Consider the following 21,385-nt stretch of genomic DNA (forward strand, 5'->3'; position numbering starts at 1 on the left):
CCGCCCCTTTGTTCCGAGATTATTCCGCCCCCGGATTCCGAGATGATCTCGCCCGCTGGGGCTGGGGCTCTGCTGGCGTGATTGTTGTCATTTCGTTCGCATGTGGTGTCAAGCTTTGTTGGGCTGTTTTCGACGCAAGCTTTCGCCTGTGAGGTCGATGCGGTGGGCGTTGTGCACGAGCCGCTCGAGGATGGCGTCGGCGTAGGTCGGGTCACCAAACATCAGAGGCTGCCGCCATTCTCGACGGGGTGGTGTCTCATTTGACGGTCATCGACCCGCGTCACGGCCTAGCGGGTCAGCGTCTGGAGCTGGTGTCGTCCCGTTCTGCGCGCGGTCCGGCTTTCGTTGTTGTTCGACTATCTGACGGACGCCGCCGTTCAATTCGGCGCTCGGTGACCGACCTTGCAGCGGCGTCACCGGAAGAACAAGGCGCTTCGAAAGCGTTGGCCCACATCAACGTGCGAACGCTGCTCACATTGCTGCACCATTTGAACAGCACGTTGGCCTCCCCTATCGAGGAGGTGATTCGCGATGAACATCCAGTCAGATCTGTATCGTGTCGCGTCCCAGACCCCCACCACCAAAGTTCCGAACCCGAGTATCATCACTCTGCCGAGTCTTTGGCTCAACTTGCCCGTGGAGAGGCAGAAGCAGATCGCGCAGGGCTTCGCGCGGCTTCTCTTGCGGATGCGATCGACGGGCGCGCCGATAGCGGCGGATCGGCATGTTGAGAACGTCGAATAGACCGGACGAGTGCGTCACTGCTGCGCATCGCGGCAAGCTCGCTTACATTTACGTCCGCCAGTCTTCCGTGAACCAGGTGCGGCATCATCAGGAAAGCACGGAACTGCAATACCGCCTCGTCGATCGTGCCGTCGCCCTCGGCTGGCCGCATGAACGCGTGCACGTCATCGATGAAGATCTTGGCAAATCCGGAGCCGGGACCGTTGAGCGGGTGGGCTTCAAGAAGCTGATTGCCGAGATCGGATTGGGCAACGCCGGCCTCGTCATCAGCCTCGACGCGTCCCGGCTTGCCCGCAACAATCGCGACTGGCATCAGCTCCTCGATTTGTGCGCGCTCTTCGGCGTCATCATTGCCGACGGCGAACGTCTCTACGATCCCTGCGCTTACCATGACCGCCTGCTGCTCGGTTTGTCCGGCATCATGAGCGAGGCGGAGTTGCACCAGATCAGGCAGCGCCTCCATCAGGGCGAGCGTCAGAAGGCGGCGCGTGGCGAGCTACGCCTTCCCGTTCCCGCCGGACTGGCTCATGATCGCTCGGGCGAGATCATTCTCAATCCCGATGAGCAGGTGCAGGCGAGGCTCGGCCTGGTCTTCGCCAAGTTCCGCGAGCTTCACAGTGCGCGGGCCGTGATGCGATACCTGCGAAAGAACGATCTGCCACTGCCTGTGCGCCCACTCCTCGGTCCGGCGCCGCACGATGTGGTGTGGCGCGAGGCCGATAGTTCGCGCGTGCTCAGCATTCTCCAAAATCCTGCCTATGCCGGGGCGTATGTCTATGGCCGCAGGCGGGTGGCAGGCGGGCGGATTCGCCATGGCGTTTATCGTCCGAGGACGACCAAGGTCCCCATCGCCGACTGGGAGGTTTGCCTTCAGGCTGCCCATCCTGGTTATATCGGCTGGGAGGAGTTCATGGAGAACCAGAGGCGACTGGCAAACAACATCAATCGCTACGAAGCCGGTCATTCCGGCGTGCCGCGCAAGGGAGCGGCACTGCTGCAGGGCATCGCCGTTTGTGGACGGTGCGGTCGCCGGATGAGCCTGCGCTATAGTGGTCCCGCGGGCGACTACCCCGTCTATACGTGTCGCGCTGACCGCGACCAGGAGGGCGGGCCGCTATGCCAGGAAGTGCGTGCGCTGCCCGTCGATGCGCACGTCGAAAGCATCCTGCTCGAGGCCTTGCGACCGGACAAGATCGTCATCGCCATCGCCGCCCTTGGCCAGATCGAAGAGGAGACGCGTCAGCTTGAGCGGCAGTGGGCGCTGCGGCGCGAGCGGGCGCGCTATGAGGCAGAACGTGCACGGCGCCAATATGATGCGGTCGAGCCTGAGAACCGTCTGGTGGCACGGTCGCTGGAACGCGGCTGGGAAGAGAAGCTTCGCGCCGCCGAGGCGATCGAACAGGATTACGAACGCTGGCGGTCCGACGAGCCCCTGGTCTTGAATGAACCGGATCGCCAGGCGCTGCAAAAGCTGGGCGAAGATCTGCCCGGCATCTGGCACGCCCCTTCAACAACGGCAGCCGAGCGCAAGGGCATCCTGCGCTGCATCATCTGCGAGGTCGTCCTCGACCAGAAGCGCTTTCAGGGTCAGGTCTGGTTCAAGATCCTGTGGCATGTTATCCGGCGTGCAACTTTGCGCGCCGATTGACACTGTGGCAGACGGGAGCGACAAGCGAGCACTCTCTCCAAAGGCGAGTCCACACCTATGGCGACTACATCGATGTGGAGCGGCTGCGGAGCCGTGTGATCCAACTTAACGCCGCGGGCAAAATGGACAAGGAGATCGCGGCGACCTTGAACGCGGAAGGCTTTGTCGCAGCACGCGGCTGCGCGTTCAAAGGTGAGAATGTCTGGCTTCTGCGGACACGTTGGGGCATCCCCACCGTCAAGATCAACGGGACGAGCGCCAATCCCGACCGATGGCCAGATGGAACCTACTCTGTTCAAGGGGCGGCCGCCGCCCTGGGCGTCACACCACAAACCGTCTTCGACTATCTCGCACGCGGCTGGCTCGAGGGGCACCAGCTCACGAAGGGACAGCCGTGGCAAATCGAGCTCTCAGATGACCGGATCAACACGCTGCGGGCGCGGATCGCACGCAACAGGCGATCAAAGAAGGAGGTGGCATGAAAGAGGCCGCGCTTACTGGAAGAACGGATCGCCAAAGATGTTGATGGTGCTCGAGGGACAGTCGCACTTCCTACCTTGCGGCGTACCGTATTGGGGTTTCGAGACTCTCAATAACGGAGGAAGTGCGACCGTGCCTTACGATTATCACATCGGCGTGGATTACCACAAATCCTACAGCCATCTCGTCGTTCAGGATGGAACCGGGCGAACGCTGCGCTCGGGGCGGGTCAAGAACGACCGCCATTCGATCGCGGCGTTTTTGGATCGCTACAGGGACAACTCCCATGCTGTCGTCGAGGCCACCCGCAACTGGATGGTCATCTACGACTGGCTCGCCCACCCTTTGAAGGTGAAGGCGATCGCCGACGCCAAGATCAAGACGGACAAGATCGACGCGACGGTGCTGGCGCATTTGCTGCGAGCCGATCTTGTTCCCGAAGCCTGGGCGCCGAGCGAACAAGCGCGGGAACTGCGCCTGGCGCTACGCGAGCGTATGTTTTACGTGCGGCTGCGCACCATGGTGAAGAACCGCGTCGTCACAGTCTTCGACCGCTATCCGGAGCAGACGGTCCGGCTCAAGAAGCTCGCCGATCTGTTCGGCAAGACCGGGCGCAAGCAATTGGCGGAATTGCCTGTCTCGCCGATCGATCGCATCCAGATCGACCGCAGCCTCGCCTTCGTCGACGACATCAATGCGCGGATTAAACAGTCGGAAGCGACGATCCGGGCGCTAACGCGAGAGAACACCAATGTGAAGCTGCTGAAGACAATTCCCGGCATCGGGGAATTCTTCGCCCGACTGATCGACGCCGAGATCGACGATATCCGCCGTTTCCGCTCGGCCAAGAAACTTGCCGCCTATGCCGGCCTTGTCCCGTCAACCTATGCGAGCGGTGGCAAGACTTACCATGGCAAGATCATCAAGCAGGGCAACAAATGGCTGCGCTGGGCTTTTGTCGAAGCGATTGGTCCAGCCGTCGCCACCGATCCGCAACTGAGAGAACAATATGAGCGCCTGAAGCCCCACGGCACCAACAAGGCCAGGGTGGCGATAGCGCGAAAACTATTGACGATCGCATTCCAGCTCCTGCGCGAGCAGCGCCCTTACGAACAGCGCGGCCACAACGGGCAAGGATGCGCGTCAACGATATCCCGGCTGTCCTGATGATGCTCTAGCGAGCCTGGCAGTGCCGGGCTGCGCTCCTGAAGGAGAATAGGAAGCCGGGAGCCGAACGCCACTATGTGACCGAAGCCAGAGACAAACGGCATCAGGGTCACGGATTGGAGAATGGTTCGAGAACCGAAGGACGCCAGTCCAGCGGACGGTGGAGATTTAGCCGACCAGCCACAGTGCCGGTCAAAACGCAACCGAACCCAAGGAAATCCGCCAGGTGGACGCGATTAGCCCCCTTGAGTTCTTTCATTGGAGGCATCATGACAACTTCGGTTCGCCAAACACGCTGCCCCATTCACCCACCGAGCGGTTGGAGGTGATCAGGATCGATCCCGCTCATAGCGCCGCGACACCAGCTGGAAGAAGAAATGTGCGGCATTGGCTTCGAACGGGAGATAGCCGAGCTCGTCGATGATCAGCAGTTTCGGCCGCGACAGGGTCGTCAGCTGCTTTTCGAGCGAACCGTCGCCATGGGCCTTGGCCAGCATCGCCACCAGCGTGGCCGCCGTGACGAACTGGACGCTATGGTTCTGCCGGATCGCCTCGCGCCCGAGAGCTACTGCCAGATGTGTCTTACCCGTACCCGGAGGTCCCAGGAACAGGACCGTGTCGCCATGGGCGATCCAGCGGCAGGTCGCCAGCTCCCGGATCTGGCGCTGGTCCAGCGACGGCTGCGCGTCGAAGTCGAAGCCGTCGAGTTCGCGCACAAACGGGAACTGCGCGATCTTGCCTTCCATGGAGATCCGCCGCTCGTCGCGCCGCGCGATCTCGCGCGTCACCAGGAAGGCCAAAGCCTCGCGCAAGGTCATTTGCGAACGCGCCGCTTCGTCCAGCAGCGTGTCGAGCTGGTCCCGGATCGCGGTTAGCTTCAGCCGGTCGAGCTGAGCCACCAACATCTCGTGATCGACCGCCGTCATCACCAGCCGCCTCCCACCAGCGCCTCATATTCGGCCAGCGGCCGCAACAGAGCGGAAGGCGCAACGATCTCCGCCGGCGCCGATCGCACCGGCCCCGCAGCGCCGACCACGCCGGCAAGATGGGCGCGCTCGACAATCCGTTGCGACGCCCCCGGCACAAGGCATGATCCGCCACCACCTCGCCCGCATGACGCACGATAACGCGGCCGCCCAGCACCACGACCTGGACGCTCTCCCCGATCAGCCGCCAGGGAACCGAGTAACTGTTCGTGTCCAGGTCGATTGCGCAGTCCGCCTGGACCTTGCGCACGAGGTCCCGCAGCTGCCCAAACGGCGCCCGTCCGCCGAGCGGGCGAAGCGCCCCGGCCTTTTCGGCAAAGCGCTCGGCAGGAGCCACGCCGGTCGTGCCATGCACACGCTGATCGGCAATCTCGCGCGTCCACCGGTCCAGATGCGCCTCGAACGCCGCCCAGTTCTCGAACCGGCGGCCGGCGATCGCATTGCGCTTGACGTAGCCGACCCCGCGTTCGTCCTTCCACTTCGTACGCGCCCGGTAGGGCGCACAGGCCCGCGGCGTAAATCCCCAGTAGCGGGCAAAGGCGTGCAGCCGCGCGTTGAACCGCACCTCCCGCGTCGTCGCATCGTGATGGTCGACCAGCGCCTTCGGATTGTCGAACAGCACTTCCGTTGGAACCCCGCCGAAGCGAAGGAAAGCTCCTTCCATCCCCTCGAACCAGTCCGCCTGGCCCTCCCGAAGCGAGGGACGGATATGCAGCCGACGCGAGTAACCCAGCGTTGCCACAAACAGGTGCGCCCGAGCACGCTCGCCGCCGATCCACACCCGCGTGTCGCCAAAGTCGATCTGCACCTGATATCCCGGCGCCGTCTCAAACCGAACCGTCGCGCGCTTCTGCGCCTTCAACTCCCGACGCCAATGCTGCACCCGAAGCTCCACAGAACGAAGCCCAATGACGATCCCATGTTCGCTCGCCAGTTCCTGGCGCACCACATCGGCGTTGCCGCCATGGCGGAAGAAGCGCTCCCGCAGCCAATCGTCCAGCCCGTCAAACGCGGTCCGCCGCACAGGTTTGCGAAACCCCCTCGCGCAGATACCGACGCACCGTGTTGCGCGCGTACCCGAATTCCTTCGCCAGTCGCTTCGCTCCCCAGCCAAGCTCATGCAGCCGCAGCATCGCTGCCACCTCTTCAGGCTGAAGCATCTCCTCTCCCTGCATCGTTCTCGACAATGCAGGAATCGCCGAAATCCCAACCGTCATCCATGCCTCCTCTCAACCGAGGGGGTCAGTTCTTCATTTCGTTAGGGGGTCAGTTTCTCAATTCGCCCGACAGAAGCGCTCCCCTGGATAGCCTGACAAGGGGGAGGTGGGCAGCTATTCTTTGAAATGTCCGCCTGACGCAGGCCCGCTTGTTCGACCTCGAGGCGCAGATTCTGTCTGGGCCGCGGACCGATCTGCTGGATCACCAGCGCGGCGGCCAAGGAGCCGAGATCGCCGCAATCCTGGAGGCTGCGCCCGGTCGTGTAGCCATACAGGAATCCCGCGGCATAAAGATCGCCGGCGCCGGTCGTATCGACCAGTTCCTTGATCGCCCTCGCCTTGATGGTGACGGTCTCGTCGCCGCGCACGATCACCGAGCCTTTTTCCGAGCGGGTGACGGCGGCGATCTTGCAATCCTTGCGGACGGCAGCGAGTGCGTCTTCGAAGGAAGCGGTCTGGTAGAGCGATTTGATCTCGTGGCTGTTGGCGAAGACGATGTCGACGGTGCTCGAGCGGATGAGGTCGAGGAACTCGTCGCGGTAGCGGTCGACGCAGAAGGAATCCGACAGCGTCATCGACACTTCGCGCCCGGCAGCATGCGCCAGCCTGGCGGCCTGCCGGATTGCCTCCTTGGCGCGCGGCGGATCCCACAGATACCCCTCGAAATAAGTGACCTTGGCGCCGGCGGCCTTGTCGGCCTCGACGTCTTCCGGGCCGAGTTCGACGCAGGCGCCGAGATAGGTGTTCATCGAGCGCTCGCCGTCCGGCGTCACCAAGATCATTGAGCGGGCGGTAGGCGGCTCACCCTGGAGCGGCTTGGTGTCGAAGGCCACGCCCTGGGCATGGATGGCGTGGGTGTAGATCTCGCCGAGCGCGTCCTTGGACACCTTGCCGAAGAAGGCCGCGCGGCCGCCGAAGCTCGCGACGCCAGCAGCGGTGTTGCCGGCGCTGCCGCCCGAAGTTTCGATCGCGGGCCCCATGCGGCTGTAGAGCAGTTCGGCGCGCCTGGCGTCGATGAGGTTCATCGCGCCCTTGATGATGCCGTTGGTTTCGAGGAAAGCCTCGTCGCACTGTGCGATGATGTCGACAATGGCATTACCGATGCAAAGCACGTCATATTCCGGCATCAATGTCTCCGACAAACGACTAACGGCTTTCTGCCATGCCGGCTGGGCGCGGCTCTAGCGAATTGGAATGGCTTTTCGCATGGCGATCGAGCCGGCGTCGGCCCTCACGCAGCTGCGAGTCCTGCCTCGCGCCGCAGGTCGGCGGCTCTGTCCGTCCTCTCCCACGTGAACTCAGGGTCTTCACGGCCGAAGTGCCCGTACGTCGCAGTGTTGCGGTATATCGGGCGTAAGAGATCAAGCATGTTGATAATGCCCTTAGGTCTGAGATCGAACAGCTCAAGAATGAGGCGCTCGATCCTTTCTTCCTCGATCCTCGCGGTCCCAAAACTATTGACCAGGACAGAAACCGGAGCGGCCACGCCGATCGCATAAGCAAGCTGAACCTCGCAGACCTGCGCCAGTCCGCCAGCAACGACATTCTTCGCGACATACCGGGCCGCATAGGCGGCCGAGCGGTCAACCTTGGATGGGTCCTTGCCCGAAAAGGCGCCGCCGCCGTGACGCCCCATCCCACCGTAAGTATCGACGATGATCTTGCGTCCAGTGAGGCCGCAGTCGCCGCGCGGCCCCCCGACGACGAACCGCCCCGTTGGATTGACGAGGAACCGGGTCCCCGTCGTATCCAAGTGGGGCGGCAAGGCCGGCTTTATGATCTCCTCAATGACGCCTTCCCGGATTGTGTCATGCGCGACTTCCTCGTCATGCTGCGTCGACAGGACTATGGTGTCCAGCGCCACCGGGCGGAGACCTTCGTAGCGTACCGACACTTGAGACTTCACGTCCGGGCGCAGCCAGCTAAGCTGTCCCGCCTTCCGGACCTCTGCCTGCCTTTTCGTCAAGCGGTGAGCGAGCTGGATCGGCAAGGGCATCATTGTATCGGTCTCGCTGCATGCAAACCCGAACATGAGACCCTGATCCCCTGCACCCTGGTCCAGATCCAGTCCTCGTCCCTCGTCAACGCCCTGGCTAATGTCAGGCGACTGCTCGGTGAGGGCTACAACGACCGCGCAACACCGACCGTCAAAGCCGATGGCATCGTCATCGTATCCAATATCGACAATCGTATCGCGGGCAACTTGGCTGTAGTCGATCCGCGCATCGCTGGTGATCTCGCCAGCCAGAACGACCAGCCCTGTCTTCACCAACGCTTCACAAGCAACGCGCGCCTTTGGGTCGGTGCTGAGAATCGCATCGAGGATGGCATCCGAAACGTTATCGGCCAGCTTATCCGGATGGCCCGCGCCGACGGATTCGGAAGAGAATACGAACTGCCTAGTCATGGAATGCCTCGCCTCGGTTGCTGGAGTTGGAAGGGCATTTGATTAGCCCGCCTTACCTGTCGGTGATGCCGGGGATCTCGAACGCAGCGCAGAAGTCCGCAACGTCTCTTCGCACGCTGGCATGAAGATCTGGGTCGTGGGGTTGGCGGCAGACCAAGTCAATGAAAGCGGCGATCTGCACCATTTCATCCTCGCGCATGCCCATTGACGTCACTGCTGGCGAGCCCAAGCGAATCCCGCTTGTGACCGCGGGATCGCGCGGGTCGTCCGGCACCATATTAAAGTTCGTGATGATGCCTGCGTTTGCTAGTCGCTCGGCATAGGCTTTGCCTGACAGGGGTTGATCGCGGAGATCAAGGATCAGCATATGATTGTCAGTCCCGCCGGTGACCAGGTCATAACCACGGTCCAGAAGCGCCTGGGCAAGAGCCTTGGCATTCTTGACGATCTGCTGACCGTAGGTACGGAAGGACGGATTCGCGGCTTCCTGCAAAGCGACAGCTAGCCCGGCGATGATATTCATGTGGGGTCCGCCCTGCAGTTGAGGGAAGACTGCGCGATCTATCCGTTTGGCGAGGTTGTATTTGCTCTTCGAAAGATACAGCGCTTGATAGCGATCTTCATTCCTCGACAAAATGAAGCCACCGCGGGGACCGCGGATCGACTTGTGAGACGTGCTGCTGACGACGTCGCAATGGCGCACGGGATTCGGATGCGCTCCTGCGACAATCAGGCCGCTGATGTGCGCAATGTCGGCAACGAGATAGGAATTCGACTGCAGAGCGATTTCGGCCATTGCCGCGTAGTCAAAGGCGCGCGGATAAGCAGTTCCGCCGACCCAAATCAGTTTGGGCCTTTCCCGCTTGGCTGTCTCGCGCAGGCGGTCATAGTCAATTTGCTGCGTCTTTTCGTGCAGCCCATAGGGGACGCGTTGATAATCACTGCCGGAGAAGTTGACGGCCCAGCCATGAGTCAGGTGGCCCCCTTCCGGAATGGGCAAGCCCATGACTTTGTCACCGGGGCTCAAAAGCGCGCGATAGACAGCCTGGTTGGCCGGCGAGCCGGAATAAGGCTGGACGTTGGCGTGTTCGCTGCTAAATAATGTTTTCAAGCGCTCGATGGCGAGGTTTTCAAGCTCATCGACGATCCCGTTTCCTGCATAGTAGCGCGCACCGGGGTACCCCTCGGCGTACTTGTTCGTGAAAATCGAGCCGGTCGCTTCCAGCACGGCCGAGGAGGCAAAGTTCTCAGAAGCGATTAGTTTGAGCGTCGTCCGCTCCTGCCGCTCCTGTCTTAGAAGCAGTTCGTGAACGCGGCAATCGACCGCGGCCAAGGGTGACCGTCCGTAGGTGTCGGGCTGCGCGATGGCGCCGTCGGCGGAGTTGTCCATGGTAGTTCGCGCTCCAACTGGATTGATCTGTTTCACCATCAAGCACTCGGTCCCGTAGACCGCGCGTCTTGCATCGCTTCGAGGCGTTGCAGGTCTCGTTCATGATGGCCATCGCCGTGGGGCAGGAGATCGACCAAAAATTGAACCAGCCCGCCGTCCATGCCTCCTGCTTTGACATGGTACGAGAACCACGGATGTTGTTCGTTGCAGCAAAGAAAGTCGGCTCTGGCGAGCAGCCGGACGTGTCGCACCACGTGCTTGCGATTCAGACCCAGAATCTCCGCTAGCTCGCAGACAGTTAGGTCCGCATGCGCGCAAAGGCCCAGGATTCGAAGGCGATCAAGATGCGCTGCCGTCCGTAGACGATTGACCAGTGTCATCATTGGACAGCATCCAGCCACATAAAAAAACTGAGCACTCGTCCTGCTGACTTTGTCATTTGGCGTTTTCCGCAGATGCTTCAGGTTTCGATCAATTATGCTGTTGCTTAGCATTCCCAGTCGTTTGGAGTTGCTAAGTGTCCATGAATTTCTTTGAAGAATCTGTTGCAACCCCTGCAAGCGGAGCGAGTTGACGCCTGCTGGATGAAGCGCGGCCTGGCAGGCCGCGCACAATCGATGACGATCAGGTCGCTGCATGATCGAGCGAACGCTGCGCTCGACGCCAACCGCACGCCACCCGTTCGTCGATCGGCTCCACGGGCGATGCGCCTGGCTTGTTCGCCCACGACGATCCGCAGGATTTGGGCCGCGTTCGGCTTGCAGCCGCATCGCTCGCAGACGTTCTCGCTTTCCAGCGATCCGCTGTTCGTCGACAAAGTCCGTGATATCGGCTTTATCACCGCCCAACAGGGCGCTTGTTCTCAGCGTCGATGAGAAGCCAGATCCAGCCGCTCGACGGGGAAAAGCCCGTCCTGCCGATGATGCCCGGCATTCCCGAGCGCCGAACCCATAGCTATATCCGTCACGGCACCACTTGCCGTGTTCGGCGCGGGCTACGTCCGCTTCGACTTCGCCCAGGTGCAGACTGCTGAAGGCAAGCTGTACCTCTATGTCGTCATCGACTGCGTCAACAAAGGTCGGCTTTGTGCAGGTGCGGAAGGCGGGCCGAACCTCGGCCGCCACCTTCCCCAAGGGCCCTGATCGCCCGGCGTCGTGCTAAGCGGCGCCAAAGATCTGCTGGTGCCAGAAAGTCCGCCAGCGCGATTTTCTCCGCGCGTCTTCTTATCGAAACCGGCAAGGATGTTTCAAACCACAACGGCATATGCGGCTCGCGTTTCAGCAGCCGACGTATTTTGGCACAAATCTCTCTTTGCCATGCGTCATCCTTCCGCAATTCGCAGAGACGACCTGAGGGCGTTCCCGTGATCGTCTCGGCCTCTCTGATCTGAACTCGATGGAAACGAGGTTCGCTACACAAGGAGACAGTCCGCCACCGCTGTCCGGTCGTCACGCGGCCGCGACCTTCGCGCGGCGCGCCCTGCCGGTGTTCCTCCCTACCGGCAGGGCGATATTCTCAAAGTGCTTGACGGGAGTGATTGCAGTGCCTCCGCGATCGAGGATCTGCGAAGGAGGTGATCCGCATATCCGGGTGGCACGTCCCACTTCGGCAGCTCCGCTACGCGACGGCAGCCGCCGATCATGGCAGCTTCCGACGCGGGGCCGAAGCGCTTCGCGCCAAGCAGTCGACGTTGAGCCGTTGTATCTTACAGTTGGAAGAGCGTCTCGCAGTTCGAACGGTCAAGCGATGGCGTCCGGTTGACGGCCGGCGCGGCAACCATGCGAACCTCGCGGCATCCTGTAGAGACGGTTGTCAGATGGCGGGCGATAGGCCTAGCTCATGCCAGGAAGCTGACCGTCGCGTCTACACGTCAGTGTAGCGCGCTGCCGACGGATCGCGGGATTGACCTCGGAGCAATGGCGAAGGACATGCAAATTGTCTTTGAGACATTCCTGGAAAAGCTGTCGGAAAGCGTCGATGAGGCGGATTTCCGAACAGCCATGGCTGGTGCGGCCGCTGGACTCGAGTTGATCACCTTCGCCTATCTGGCCTTGCCGCCGCAGCGTTCAGGCAAGCCCAAGCTGATCTCGAACTATCCGGCACGCTGGACCGCGCACTACCTGCAAAACCGCTATCAGAAGATCGATCCGGTCATCATGCGTGCGCGTTGTGGCGGATGCCCGTTTCGATGGGGATCGGATATGCGCGGCTTTGCGACATCGCAGGTTCAGCAGAGGCTGTTCGGCGAAGCGGCCGAGTTCAGCATCCGCTGTGGGTTGACGATCCCGATCGTCGATCGCCGCGGCTGCTTTGCCGCAGTTACCTTTGCCGCTGATGAGCCCAATCCGGCGTTTCTCCGGGTCGCTGAACGGTATGAACAAGCTCTTCAGCTCATGGCGACCTGCTTTCACATTCACGTTCGCCGCAAGCTGTCCGGCAATCGCACGGTGGACGGCGTTTTGCTGACGCCGCGTGAATATGAGTGCCTGCAATGGGCCGCGCGCGGCAAGTCCGCCTGGGATATCGCCTGCATCCTGGGCATCAAGCCGCGCACCGCCGCCTTCCATCTGGACAATGCCAAGAAGAAGCTCGGCGTGCGCACGATCACCCAGGCGGCCGCGCGACTAGGCTTAGGCTAGTCGAGGCCAGATCTGGAATCCACTGACAACCCGTTTCTGCGTGCATAGGTGCACAGGCTGTTTCGGCGGGCGCATTCGCCTCCAATGGCAGGATCATTCCTGCGAGGAGGCCCTCATGATCCAGCTGATCGCGCCCGATTGGTACAACGACTTCGCCGACGAACTGCACGAAATACACCGTCTGCGATACCGCGTTTTCAAGGAGCGGCTCGGCTGGGACGTACGGACGAATGACGGGTACGAGATCGATTCCTTGATGCGCTGAAGCCGCATTATCTGATCTTGCGCGGTTGCGACGGCCATGTCGACGGGTGCGTCCGACTGCTTCCGTCGAACGGCCCGACGATGCTTCGCGACACTTTTCCGGTGCTGTTGGAGGGCAAGACGGCGCCCGCGGAACCGAGCGTCTGGGAAAGCAGCCGTTTCGCCCTTGATCTTCCGCCGTCCACCCCGAAAGGAGCTGGCGGTATTGCTGTCGGCACTTGCGAGCTCTTCGCCGGCATGATCGAGTTCGGCCTGTCGCGCTCTCTCAGCCGAATTGTCACCGTCACCGATCTTCGCATGGAGAGGATCCTGCCGGCTGGCCGCTTGTGCGGATCGGCGAACCGCACACAATCGGCACCACCCGCGCCGTGGCCGGATATCTCGACGTCTCCACCGAGAGGCTGGAGGCTGTTCGATGGAACGGCGGTTTTCATGGCCCGTGCTGTGGGCGCCGATGGCCTGCAGGGCCGCCTGATGTCTGGTCGTTGCCTCCGTACTGCAGGCGGGCCTGGGTCATGAGCCTGGTAGGATGCAGCGCCGCCGACTGGCTGGATTGGTGGGATAAGAACTCGTACGGCTACACCGCTCATCTGACCCGACGAGGCTGGGCCTGGGAGTTCTTGCGGCGCAATCCGGTCTTCCGACATAATCTGGCCCAGGCACTGGAGGCGCCGAATGGCTGGAAGATCGGACATCGCTCGACATCATTGCGTCGCGCGTTGACCTGGCGCGGTTGGGCGTTCTGTTTCGCGGACCGCCTTGGCCGTAATGCGGCAGTATTCTGGTGTCCACTCCGGTGCGCATACATCTTGCCAGTCGTTGCGGAACAGGTGTCCTCATCGTCGGCGACGCCGCCGTTCGATCTGAGGGCGCTGCCATGCCGTGCAACGGTCCTGCTGGCGGGCGACGGCCGCCAACATGTTCTGTTGCGGCATGCCGACCGGCATCTCCAAACTGCCAGACCCTGTTTCCGCCGGAAACGCGGGGTCGCCGCCTCCGCTTCGTCCTCCAGGCGCTCGACGGTTCGCTCACGGGGGCTTCGCACCGGGAAATCGCCGAAGCGCTGATCGACGAACCGCGGGTCCAGCCGACTGGACAGATCCTCGCGATCATCTGCGTGACCGCATCCGCCCCGCCATTCACCGCGGTCATGCTCTGATGAATGGCGGGTACGGGGACTTTCTTGCTTGTGGTGGATGGCGCTACGCAATCGGTCAGCTGGCGAACAAGTCCTTGTAGCCAGCAGTCACCATCCAGTTCGCACGGTCGAGATGACTGCGAAGAGCCTTCCGGGCGCGCTCCGGTTCGCGTGCCGGATCGATGCCGAGGATCAGATGGGCCATTTCCTCTTCAGTGGCGTTGTCGGCGGAAGCATCGAGCAGCTGCATATAGGTCGTGAAATGCTCCTTGTCGTAGGCCGTGAGGCCGTCCGACCAGGGGATTTCTTCTATGATTTCAGACTTCATGACGGACTTTAAACCTTTTCGGGTTTCCAGCGCATGTAGGGCGGTTCGGTGGTGATCCGCACAAAGGGCTCTGTCGAGCGGTCCTCTATAGCGAATAGGAACGATCATTCCTAGAACGATAGTTCCCGTTCAGGTCCCTATCTCGCTGTGGATCTCAAGGAGATCATGGCGATCAATATGCGTCGTTTGCGCCATGAGCAGAACCTGACGCAAGAAGAGCTAGCTGCGCGCGCTGAGCTTAGCATGCGCTACGTGGGCTCGATCGAACGCGCCCGTGTTTCCGCGAGCGTAAGCGTGCTCGGGCGGTTGGCGGCCGCACTGAACGCTGATCCCTGCGATTTGATCAGGCCGCCGCAGAAATAGAAGCTGTGCGCGATCCGGTCGCCCGAAACTGATCGTTGGCGAACTCGAGCCGCAGCTGACCGGCGCGCCCGCGCGCCTGACGGCGCGCGCGGATGCTCGTGAGCCGAGCCCGCTTTTCTTCGCCAGGCTCAGGCGATCTCGGCCATGCGGCTTCCCCTGGCGCGGGGCATCCTGTCCGCTGCTGATGGCTACAGCCCGTTAGGCCGGCGCGGTTTGTCTGTTGGCCTTTCCTGGTGGCCCGGGATGGGCGGCACTCCCTTTTGGGCCCGCCGCGGCATCCCGCAAGCCTTCGCTGCCGCTTCAGGTCCTCCTCTGTCGTTCCGGTCCTTCGGAGGCGGTTCGCCTTCGACGGCGAGCCTTTCCGGTAGCATCTCGCCGCCAACCCCCTTCCGGGAAAAGGCGCGCGATTGGAAGACCGGAGGACGAAACATGCATGCAAACGAAAAGCGTTCTGCCCGTGCAAAGGCCGGCGCAAAGAAGGGCGAGCGCTTGAGCGCGAGCCTCTATCAGGAGATCACCGACCGCATCATTGCCGAACTGGAGCGCGGCACTGTGCCGTGGGCAAGCTGTGGGGCAGGGCGAATGCCGACCTTAGGCTCCCGAGGAATGCGGCCACCGGTTGCTTCTATTACGGCATCAAGATTCCTGATCCTCACCTTCCGGCAGGCGCTGCCCTCGGCGCTGACACCTTTGACCTCCATCAGCTTCGACGCCTTCAGGCCTGTTTCGTGATGAGCGGACTCGCTGCAGCAGCCGTGTGGCGCTCCAAGCATTGCCGCCTGGTTGGAAAACGCTGCGCCAGATCGGGACCTCGTTGAAGTTCTGCAAACTAGTCTCGTGGACGCTCTCTATGCCACATTCCGGCGTCTCCCGGCTCGGTTTACCCGTTTGAGGTTGTGCCCTGACAACTGCCATCCTAACCATCGCGAGCGTTAGCAGCTTCCACCCAGCAGCAGCCTTCATATGAGCAGAGTCGAAACAATCGTTCCAGAAATTTGAGAAAGCCCCTTGGGCATCGTTGCGATCGGTCGTGGGCAGGACTCTAAACATCTATGGAAGACCACATCCGGGCAGTGAGGCGCAAAAGCTGGTGGCGTTTCAAACCTCGCCGGTTGCTGCAGCCTGTGTTTCATAAGCCAACGTATTTTGGCCAAAACTCTCGCCCCTGGTTACTATAATTCCCAAAACGTCGTTGCCTGATCAGTCGCTAGAGTCCGTTTGGGAATTGGTTCAATGGCTGTTCTGAGCATCAAGAGACTGCCTGTGGCGACGTGGATCATGGCTTTCCGATACGTCGATGCGTCGTTCGTAGTCGCACACGAGGCGGCGCCAGCGCGTGAGCCAGCCGAAGGTGCGCTCAACCACCCAACGCCAAGGCAGCACCTTCAAGCAGGGCTTGGTGTCGACGCGGCGCGCCACTTCGATGAAGAAATCGAGGAAACCGGCCTGGTCCAGCATTTGCCTAGGATGGTAGGCACCGTCGGCCTCGGTGAGATCGGTTGGATAACGTTTCGTCTTCCGCTCGATCCGGGCCATCGGGCCCCGCGTCTGTGTCCACATACTGGCCCATAATCACAATTCGATGGCGCATGGGTATACGGTTCTTACCCGAGAGAGGGAGCCACACATGACAAAGTCCTTTGATTTTGGAAATGAATCCCGCCAGGGCAAGCTTTCAACTTTGGTTATGAAAGAGGTTCAGCGCGTTCTGGCTCACTACAATGAGGCGGTAAAGGAACAGAGTTCAATCTCGTCGTGTATTGAAGCCGAAGAAGCTGCTGTTACTCATTTACTTCCTCCTGCTGACGAATTAACCGCCTTGATTTTCGAATTGGTCCACAGATTCGCGGCCGAAGCAGCGCGACGCCTAGATGTTAGTGCCTGGAAGGCGGCTTCGTCCACGACCCGAGCCGAGGACGCGCCTGCCTCTGTGGCTCCAGAGGCGGAAAATCACCAAACAGATGGCATGCGCATTGAAGACTGGGCGGGCCAGATTGCAGGACCAACACATCTGGAAAAACACTTTGGAATACCGCGCTCCACATTGCATCGGTGGCAGCGGCACAATGATGTGATTGCGTTGCGAAAAGGCGCCCGGAAGCATGTGTTCCCCCTAGCTCAGTTCATCGATGGCAGGCCTGCGCCGGGAATCCGGCAGGTGCTCGCCTCAATTTCCAATCCCAGACTAGCGTGGCTGTGGTTGATCCGCCCGTCGCCTCTTCTCAATAGTCGCGTTCCCATCGAAATGCTCAGAAAAGATTTGACTATAGAAGTCGCATCGGCCGCACGAGCCTTTTCTTTGATAGCGCCCATCTGACGTATCGGTGCGCCGGCACTCATGCCCACGTGACCAGCCATAAAGTTATGTGGAGTTTTTAATCCCAGCTCAGGGCGAATCTGTAGGGGCGATGGATAATTTGCGAATTGTGCAGTTTGTATACTTTGTATCGTCTGTGCCATTTGTGCAATTAATACTGGTAATTTGTGACATAACTGCAACTGAGAATTCGATAACACCAAACCAAATCGACTTTGTTCTTGAATAATTCAGTGTGACTGATAGCAGTCATACTGCGAAGGAGAGCGCGATGCGCATTTTTTCGATCGCGGGATAGGGGAGGGTTCGTCCGGTAACGTCCTCCCCCTTTTTAAATCTTTTGAATGGAGATCAAGAATGAACATTAAGAGCCTTCTTCTCGGCTCAGCTGCGGCCCTCGTCGTAGTTTCCGGCGCACGCGCGGCCGATGCGGTCGTGATCGCTGAACCGGAGCCCATGGAATATGTGCGCGTCTGCGACGTGTACGGCACGGGCTTCTTCTACATCCCCGGCACCGAAACCTGCCTGAAGATCAGTGGCTACATGCGCTACGATATTGGCATCGGCATCCTCGGCCACCAGGACGTCTTCGACAAGGAAGACCTGTCGGACGGCGTCGTTGACACCAACGACACCTACTACAAGCGCGCTCGCTTCCAGCTGCGCGTCGACAGCCGTTCGGAAACCGAACTCGGCACGCTGCGTACCTACGCCGCGATCAACTTCCAGTGGACGTCGAGCGCTCCGGGCGGCATCACCGATGCATCCGATGCTGTCACCATACCGGATGCCTACATCGAACTCGGTGGCTTCCGCATCGGCAAGACCGACTCGCTGTTCTCGACGTTCACCGGTTATGCCGGCGGGATCATCAACGACGATTTGGTCGGGTACGGCCCGTTCGAGACGCATCAGATCGCCTACACCTTCACCGGCGGCAACGGCTTCTCCGCTGCGATCGCTCTCGAAATGGGTGACGGCGGTTCGCTGTCGGGCGACTTTGACGGTGACGGGACTATCGAGACGATCACCAACCTCTACACGCTGGACAGCTATGTCCCGCATGTGGTCGGCGGCCTGGCCTGGACGCAGGGCTGGGGCGGCATCTCGGCTGTCGCTGGTTACGACGCCAACTGGGAAGAGTGGGCCGGCAAGGTTCGCTTGGACGTGAACGCCACCGAACAGCTCGCTCTCTTCATCATGGGCGGCTACAAGTCCGGCGCGGATGACGACTTCCTCGGCGTCGAAGACCTCGACCGTCCGAACTTCTACGGCAACTGGTCGGGCGACTGGGCTGTCTGGGGCGGTGGCACCTTCACCGTTTCCGAGCAGACCAAGATCAACGTCCAGCTTTCGTATGACGAAGACGAAAACTTCGCTGCCGTTGCGAACGTGAACTACACGCTCGTTCCGGGCCTCGTGATCACGCCTGAAATTGTCTACGTCGACAACTTCGAAGACGACCTCGACGACGATGATGATGGCGACGAGATCGGCGGCTTCCTCCGCTTCCAGCGCAATTTCTAACGGAATGAAAAGTTGCATGTCAGCGGCCGCGGCATGTGATTGCGTGCGCTAGACTCGTTGCCAGCCAGCATTGACTGAGCGGAGATATCAAAAGAAGCAGCTTTTGGCGGCTCGTGCGAAATGCTTGATCCGGTGACCTCCCGGGGTCCAAGCGTGTCGCCGAAGCGAAGGGCGCCTTTGGCCAAGGCGCCCTTCGTTGTGATCAAAATCACTGCTGGGATTTTCCCCGAGTGCCGTTTAGACGGGAGCGCGGATGTGGAATACTGTCAAGGCTGGCATGACGAAGAATTTGCCAAGGGCCCGCCACGGCATCGAAGAGTACACGGAAATGCGTTCATGCTAATGGCCGGCATCTAGTCTCAATCCGTCAGCAGGAATGAGCGGACTTTAACTGCCAAGGCGCCTCACGTCTCCGGAAATGTTCGCCGGCACCCTCGAAAGCGCTGGTCGAGATCGGAGTGGTCGTTTTCCGTTAATTGCAGCGACTGTGTTGGGACGGAGGAGCGATTCTGGCGCTGGTGCTCCGCTAGGGGATATAACGACATTTGCAGCCTGACGCTGCTTTGTCTTTGCTGTTTAGGGAACGATGTGCCATCTACCGTCGCGCGGACATGCTGAATTCGAGGCAGTAAAGTGGGTCTTTGGTATCTGGATTATAATGGAGATGCTTGGGAATGCATTTGCAACGTTCTCCTCGGCACGAAATACGGGGCGGATTATCAGCCCATCGGCGACAAGGGTGGTGATCTAGGATTGGATGGGCTCAATCTACGTGCCGGCACGGCGTTTCAAGCGTACGGGCAGGAGTCTGAGAATAAGGATCCCGTATCCGGCGTTCGCAAGAAGATCGGAACCGACCTCAAGAAGCTGCAACTGAACGAAAGCGACATCGCCGCGATCCTTGGAAGTAAGAAGATTCGGAGCTGGGCTCTGCTGCTTAACAAGGAAATTCCGCACAACGACCTACATCGATACGCAAAGCAAAAAGAGACAGAGGTCAAATCCTGGGGCCTCTCCATCATAGATCCAGACTTTCAAGTATCCATCCAGACACCATCGTTTCTTGAGACGGAATGGCTCGAGTATCGAAAACGGCGCGACGACAGGATAGAAGTCACGGTCGACGATCAGCCCGTCCCCGCGCTTGTGGTTTTGCGACAAAATCAAAATTTCAAGGTCGTCTATGAAAAGTTCCGTCTCATTACCGATAACGATGACGAGGCCGAGCAACTTGCCTATCTCGAATTGAGAAATTTTCTCGAAAATTCGATTCAGTTAAGCGAAATCCAACGCCGCGAACCGGACTTCTTCAGTGAAATCGAGGAAATCCGTTCGGACATTGAAAATGATGCTGAACAGGGCAGCATTGCGGTCGGCTCCTGGGACTCGTTCTCCAACGTTAAAACGACCCTCGAGTACCGTCTGAACGCTGTCGTCGGCAACCGTCTCGGCACCAAGACGCTAGCCAGGATCAGGAAGTACACGATTGCAGATTGGCTCGTTCGCTGCCCTTTGAGGTTTAAGAAAAAAAGGGCGCTGCAGTGAACCCTCCCGAAAAGATCGAGATCGAGTTCAATCAACAACCGGTCGATGTGCCCGCCGATCTAAGGCTCTATCGGCGGCTAGCCATGGTCTGCATCTCCGTGTCGGAGTGCTGCCGCGCCGGCTCCGCTTCGTTCAAGCAGCTTCACTTTATCAATTCGCTATTCATAAACGAGGATTTCAGAGGTCCGTACATGGAGTTCAAATCGGTCAGATTTTCGCCAAGAATCCTTGCGCCGTCTGCCGACCCCTACCTGAACCGATGCGTGAACTATGCAATGGGAGCAGGTCTCCTCGATCAGAAGGACGTCCAGCGTGGCTTCCGGGTGGAACTGACGGATAAAGGAAGGGACTTTGTCAAAAGCCTCAGGAGCGAACAACTGGCGCTGGACATATTTGCACTGGCCAGGGACGTAGGCAGGATCTCCGAAAATGAAGTCCAGACCGTTATGAGGGAGGGCATCTAAATGCATCTCAGATATAGCCGAGTTCGCCTCGAAGCGAAGCTTTTCAATGGTAAGCTCGCCTCATGCGAGGTCGAACTTCTGCCCGGCGCAAACCTCATCCTGACGGACAGCAACACACAAGGCAAGAGCACGCTCGTCAACGCTCTCGCGGTCGGACTAGGATTAGACGATCTCGTGAAAGGCAATGTTGCCGCGCTGGTGAAGGACACACTGAGGGTCGCCGAAGGGGACCAAAGGATTGTCGAAGCCGCCATTCTCCTCGAGATTGCCAACGCTTCCAACGAACTCTTGACCATCCGTCGATCCGTCAAACCGGAATTATCCGGCGGGATGCTGGTTCGGCGCGGGCCGCTCAGCCAATGGAGCGAGTCCGGACTGGAGGAGTACTATTTGGGGCCCGGATCTTACACGGATACTAGAGGTTTCCACCGTTTGCTCTCCGAGTTCATCGGCTTCCCGGAGGTTCAAGTAATCTCCCAGGACGACGGCGTGATGCGGCTTTACCTAGAATACATATTCTCCGCGACTTTCGTCGAACAAAAGCGCGGATGGGCGGATATCATGGCGAACATGCCCTATTATCGGGTCCGTGATCCCAAGAAATCCACCATCGCCGAGATTCTAGGGCTCGACTACATCCGGAACAATCTGCAGCGGAATGCCCTCAGGCTCGAGGGAGCAACGGCTGAAGGCGCGCTACGACACCGGAACAGAGGTTCTTAAACGTCACGTCAACGGCAGACAGTTTTCAATCAAAGGCA

General features: G+C 60.0%; 19 protein-coding genes and 9 pseudogenes. 19 read left to right on the forward strand and 9 right to left on the reverse strand.

Annotation, left to right across the window (positions count from 1 at the left end; all coding sequences use genetic code 11):
* Window positions 1-108: 108 nt before the first annotated feature.
* Window positions 109-219 (reverse strand): annotated as a pseudogene (locus ACG873_RS32380) (ATP-binding protein); the annotation flags it as partial.
* Between the two features lie 92 nt (window positions 220-311).
* On the opposite strand from ACG873_RS32380, the pseudogene ACG873_RS32385 reads away from it, so the two are divergent.
* From ACG873_RS32385 to ACG873_RS32405, 5 genes and pseudogenes are all read left to right on the forward strand, one after another.
* Window positions 312-422 (forward strand): annotated as a pseudogene (locus ACG873_RS32385) (hypothetical protein); the annotation flags it as partial.
* A 109-nt stretch (window positions 423-531) separates the two neighbouring features.
* Window positions 532-744, forward strand: coding sequence for a hypothetical protein (locus tag ACG873_RS32390; RefSeq protein WP_394893841.1), 213 nt, complete (start codon window positions 532-534; stop codon window positions 742-744).
* A gap of 67 nt (window positions 745-811) precedes the next feature.
* Window positions 812-2,392, forward strand: coding sequence for a recombinase family protein (locus tag ACG873_RS32395; protein ID WP_394890034.1), 1,581 nt, complete (start codon window positions 812-814; stop codon window positions 2,390-2,392).
* Window positions 2,393-2,514: 122 nt separating this feature from the next.
* Window positions 2,515-2,874, forward strand: a complete 360-nt coding sequence (locus ACG873_RS32400; protein ID WP_394890032.1) for a hypothetical protein — start codon at window positions 2,515-2,517, stop codon at window positions 2,872-2,874.
* A gap of 37 nt (window positions 2,875-2,911) precedes the next feature.
* A complete protein-coding gene (locus ACG873_RS32405; RefSeq protein ID WP_394890073.1) occupies window positions 2,912-4,039 on the forward strand; it encodes an IS110 family transposase in 1,128 nt (375 codons plus the stop codon).
* Window positions 4,040-4,318: 279 nt separating this feature from the next.
* On the opposite strand, the pseudogene istB reads toward ACG873_RS32405, so the two are convergent.
* From istB to ACG873_RS32435, 6 genes and pseudogenes are all read right to left on the reverse strand, one after another.
* A pseudogene (istB, locus tag ACG873_RS32410) lies at window positions 4,319-4,965 on the reverse strand (IS21-like element helper ATPase IstB); the annotation flags it as partial.
* Window positions 4,965-6,242 (reverse strand): annotated as a pseudogene (gene istA / locus ACG873_RS32415) (IS21 family transposase). The pseudogenes istA and istB, both read right to left, overlap by 1 nt.
* Before the next feature lie 140 nt (window positions 6,243-6,382).
* Window positions 6,383-7,369 (reverse strand): annotated as a pseudogene (locus tag ACG873_RS32420) (adenosine kinase); the annotation flags it as partial.
* Between the two features lie 104 nt (window positions 7,370-7,473).
* A complete protein-coding gene (gene metK, locus ACG873_RS32425) occupies window positions 7,474-8,649 on the reverse strand; it encodes a methionine adenosyltransferase (RefSeq protein WP_394890075.1) in 1,176 nt (391 codons plus the stop codon).
* Window positions 8,650-8,701: 52 nt separating this feature from the next.
* Entirely contained in the window at window positions 8,702-10,039 is a 1,338-nt protein-coding gene (gene glyA, locus ACG873_RS32430; RefSeq protein ID WP_394890077.1) for a serine hydroxymethyltransferase, read from the reverse strand.
* Window positions 10,040-10,077: 38 nt separating this feature from the next.
* Window positions 10,078-10,533 carry an ArsR/SmtB family transcription factor gene (locus ACG873_RS32435; protein ID WP_394890078.1) on the reverse strand — a complete coding sequence of 152 codons (456 nt, stop codon included), beginning with the start codon at window positions 10,531-10,533 and terminating at the stop codon, window positions 10,078-10,080.
* Between the two features lie 83 nt (window positions 10,534-10,616).
* On the opposite strand from ACG873_RS32435, the pseudogene ACG873_RS32440 reads away from it, so the two are divergent.
* From ACG873_RS32440 to ACG873_RS32470, 7 genes and pseudogenes are all read left to right on the forward strand, one after another.
* Window positions 10,617-11,015: pseudogene (locus ACG873_RS32440) on the forward strand (IS630 family transposase); the annotation flags it as partial.
* A gap of 4 nt (window positions 11,016-11,019) precedes the next feature.
* Window positions 11,020-11,181, forward strand: a complete 162-nt coding sequence (locus ACG873_RS32445; protein ID WP_417568631.1) for a hypothetical protein — start codon at window positions 11,020-11,022, stop codon at window positions 11,179-11,181.
* 431 nt (window positions 11,182-11,612) lie between these two features.
* Window positions 11,613-11,918, forward strand: coding sequence for a LysR family transcriptional regulator (locus ACG873_RS32450; RefSeq protein ID WP_394890080.1), 306 nt, complete (start codon window positions 11,613-11,615; stop codon window positions 11,916-11,918).
* A 49-nt stretch (window positions 11,919-11,967) separates the two neighbouring features.
* Entirely contained in the window at window positions 11,968-12,678 is a 711-nt protein-coding gene (locus ACG873_RS32455; protein WP_417568630.1) for a LuxR family transcriptional regulator, read from the forward strand.
* 115 nt (window positions 12,679-12,793) lie between these two features.
* Window positions 12,794-13,417, forward strand: a pseudogene (locus tag ACG873_RS32460) (acyl-homoserine-lactone synthase).
* A 40-nt stretch (window positions 13,418-13,457) separates the two neighbouring features.
* Window positions 13,458-13,574: pseudogene (locus ACG873_RS32465) on the forward strand (transcriptional regulator domain-containing protein); the annotation flags it as partial.
* Between the two features lie 245 nt (window positions 13,575-13,819).
* Window positions 13,820-14,101 (forward strand): DNA -binding domain-containing protein, encoded by a 282-nt coding sequence (locus tag ACG873_RS32470; protein WP_394890084.1) that lies wholly within the window; start codon window positions 13,820-13,822, stop codon window positions 14,099-14,101.
* A 55-nt stretch (window positions 14,102-14,156) separates the two neighbouring features.
* Here the strand turns inward: ACG873_RS32470 and ACG873_RS32475 are convergent, their stop codons facing one another.
* Window positions 14,157-14,408, reverse strand: coding sequence for a DNA -binding domain-containing protein (locus ACG873_RS32475; protein WP_394890086.1), 252 nt, complete (start codon window positions 14,406-14,408; stop codon window positions 14,157-14,159).
* 147 nt (window positions 14,409-14,555) lie between these two features.
* Between ACG873_RS32475 and ACG873_RS32480 the strand changes: the two genes are divergently transcribed.
* Together ACG873_RS32480 and ACG873_RS32485 are read left to right on the forward strand one after the other, a co-directional pair.
* A complete protein-coding gene (locus ACG873_RS32480; protein ID WP_394890088.1) occupies window positions 14,556-14,771 on the forward strand; it encodes a helix-turn-helix domain-containing protein in 216 nt (71 codons plus the stop codon).
* Between the two features lie 144 nt (window positions 14,772-14,915).
* On the forward strand, window positions 14,916-15,503 hold the full coding sequence (locus ACG873_RS32485) for a hypothetical protein (protein ID WP_394890090.1): 588 nt from the start codon (window positions 14,916-14,918) through the stop codon (window positions 15,501-15,503).
* 440 nt (window positions 15,504-15,943) lie between these two features.
* On the opposite strand, the pseudogene ACG873_RS32490 reads toward ACG873_RS32485, so the two are convergent.
* Window positions 15,944-16,256 (reverse strand): annotated as a pseudogene (locus ACG873_RS32490) (transposase); the annotation flags it as partial.
* A 142-nt stretch (window positions 16,257-16,398) separates the two neighbouring features.
* On the opposite strand from ACG873_RS32490, the gene ACG873_RS32495 reads away from it, so the two are divergent.
* The 5 genes from ACG873_RS32495 (at window position 16,399) to ACG873_RS32515 (ending at window position 21,347) form a co-directional block, all read left to right on the forward strand.
* Entirely contained in the window at window positions 16,399-17,088 is a 690-nt protein-coding gene (locus ACG873_RS32495; RefSeq protein ID WP_394890092.1) for a hypothetical protein, read from the forward strand.
* Window positions 17,089-17,445: 357 nt separating this feature from the next.
* Window positions 17,446-18,615 carry a porin gene (locus ACG873_RS32500; protein ID WP_394890094.1) on the forward strand — a complete coding sequence of 390 codons (1,170 nt, stop codon included), beginning with the start codon at window positions 17,446-17,448 and terminating at the stop codon, window positions 18,613-18,615.
* 633 nt (window positions 18,616-19,248) lie between these two features.
* The gene (locus ACG873_RS32505; RefSeq protein WP_394890096.1) at window positions 19,249-20,160 is read left to right on the forward strand and encodes a hypothetical protein; all 912 of its coding nucleotides are present in this window, start codon (window positions 19,249-19,251) and stop codon (window positions 20,158-20,160) included.
* Window positions 20,157-20,624: a hypothetical protein gene (locus ACG873_RS32510; protein ID WP_394890098.1), complete on the forward strand. Its 468-nt coding sequence runs from the start codon at window positions 20,157-20,159 to the stop codon at window positions 20,622-20,624. Before ACG873_RS32505 ends, ACG873_RS32510 begins: the two co-directional genes overlap by 4 nt.
* Window positions 20,625-21,347: a hypothetical protein gene (locus tag ACG873_RS32515; protein ID WP_394890099.1), complete on the forward strand. Its 723-nt coding sequence runs from the start codon at window positions 20,625-20,627 to the stop codon at window positions 21,345-21,347.
* The last annotated feature ends 38 nt before the right edge of the window (window positions 21,348-21,385 follow it).

The sequence above is a fragment of the Allomesorhizobium aridi genome, from assembly GCF_043769475.1.
Lineage (GTDB): Bacteria > Pseudomonadota > Alphaproteobacteria > Rhizobiales > Rhizobiaceae > Allomesorhizobium.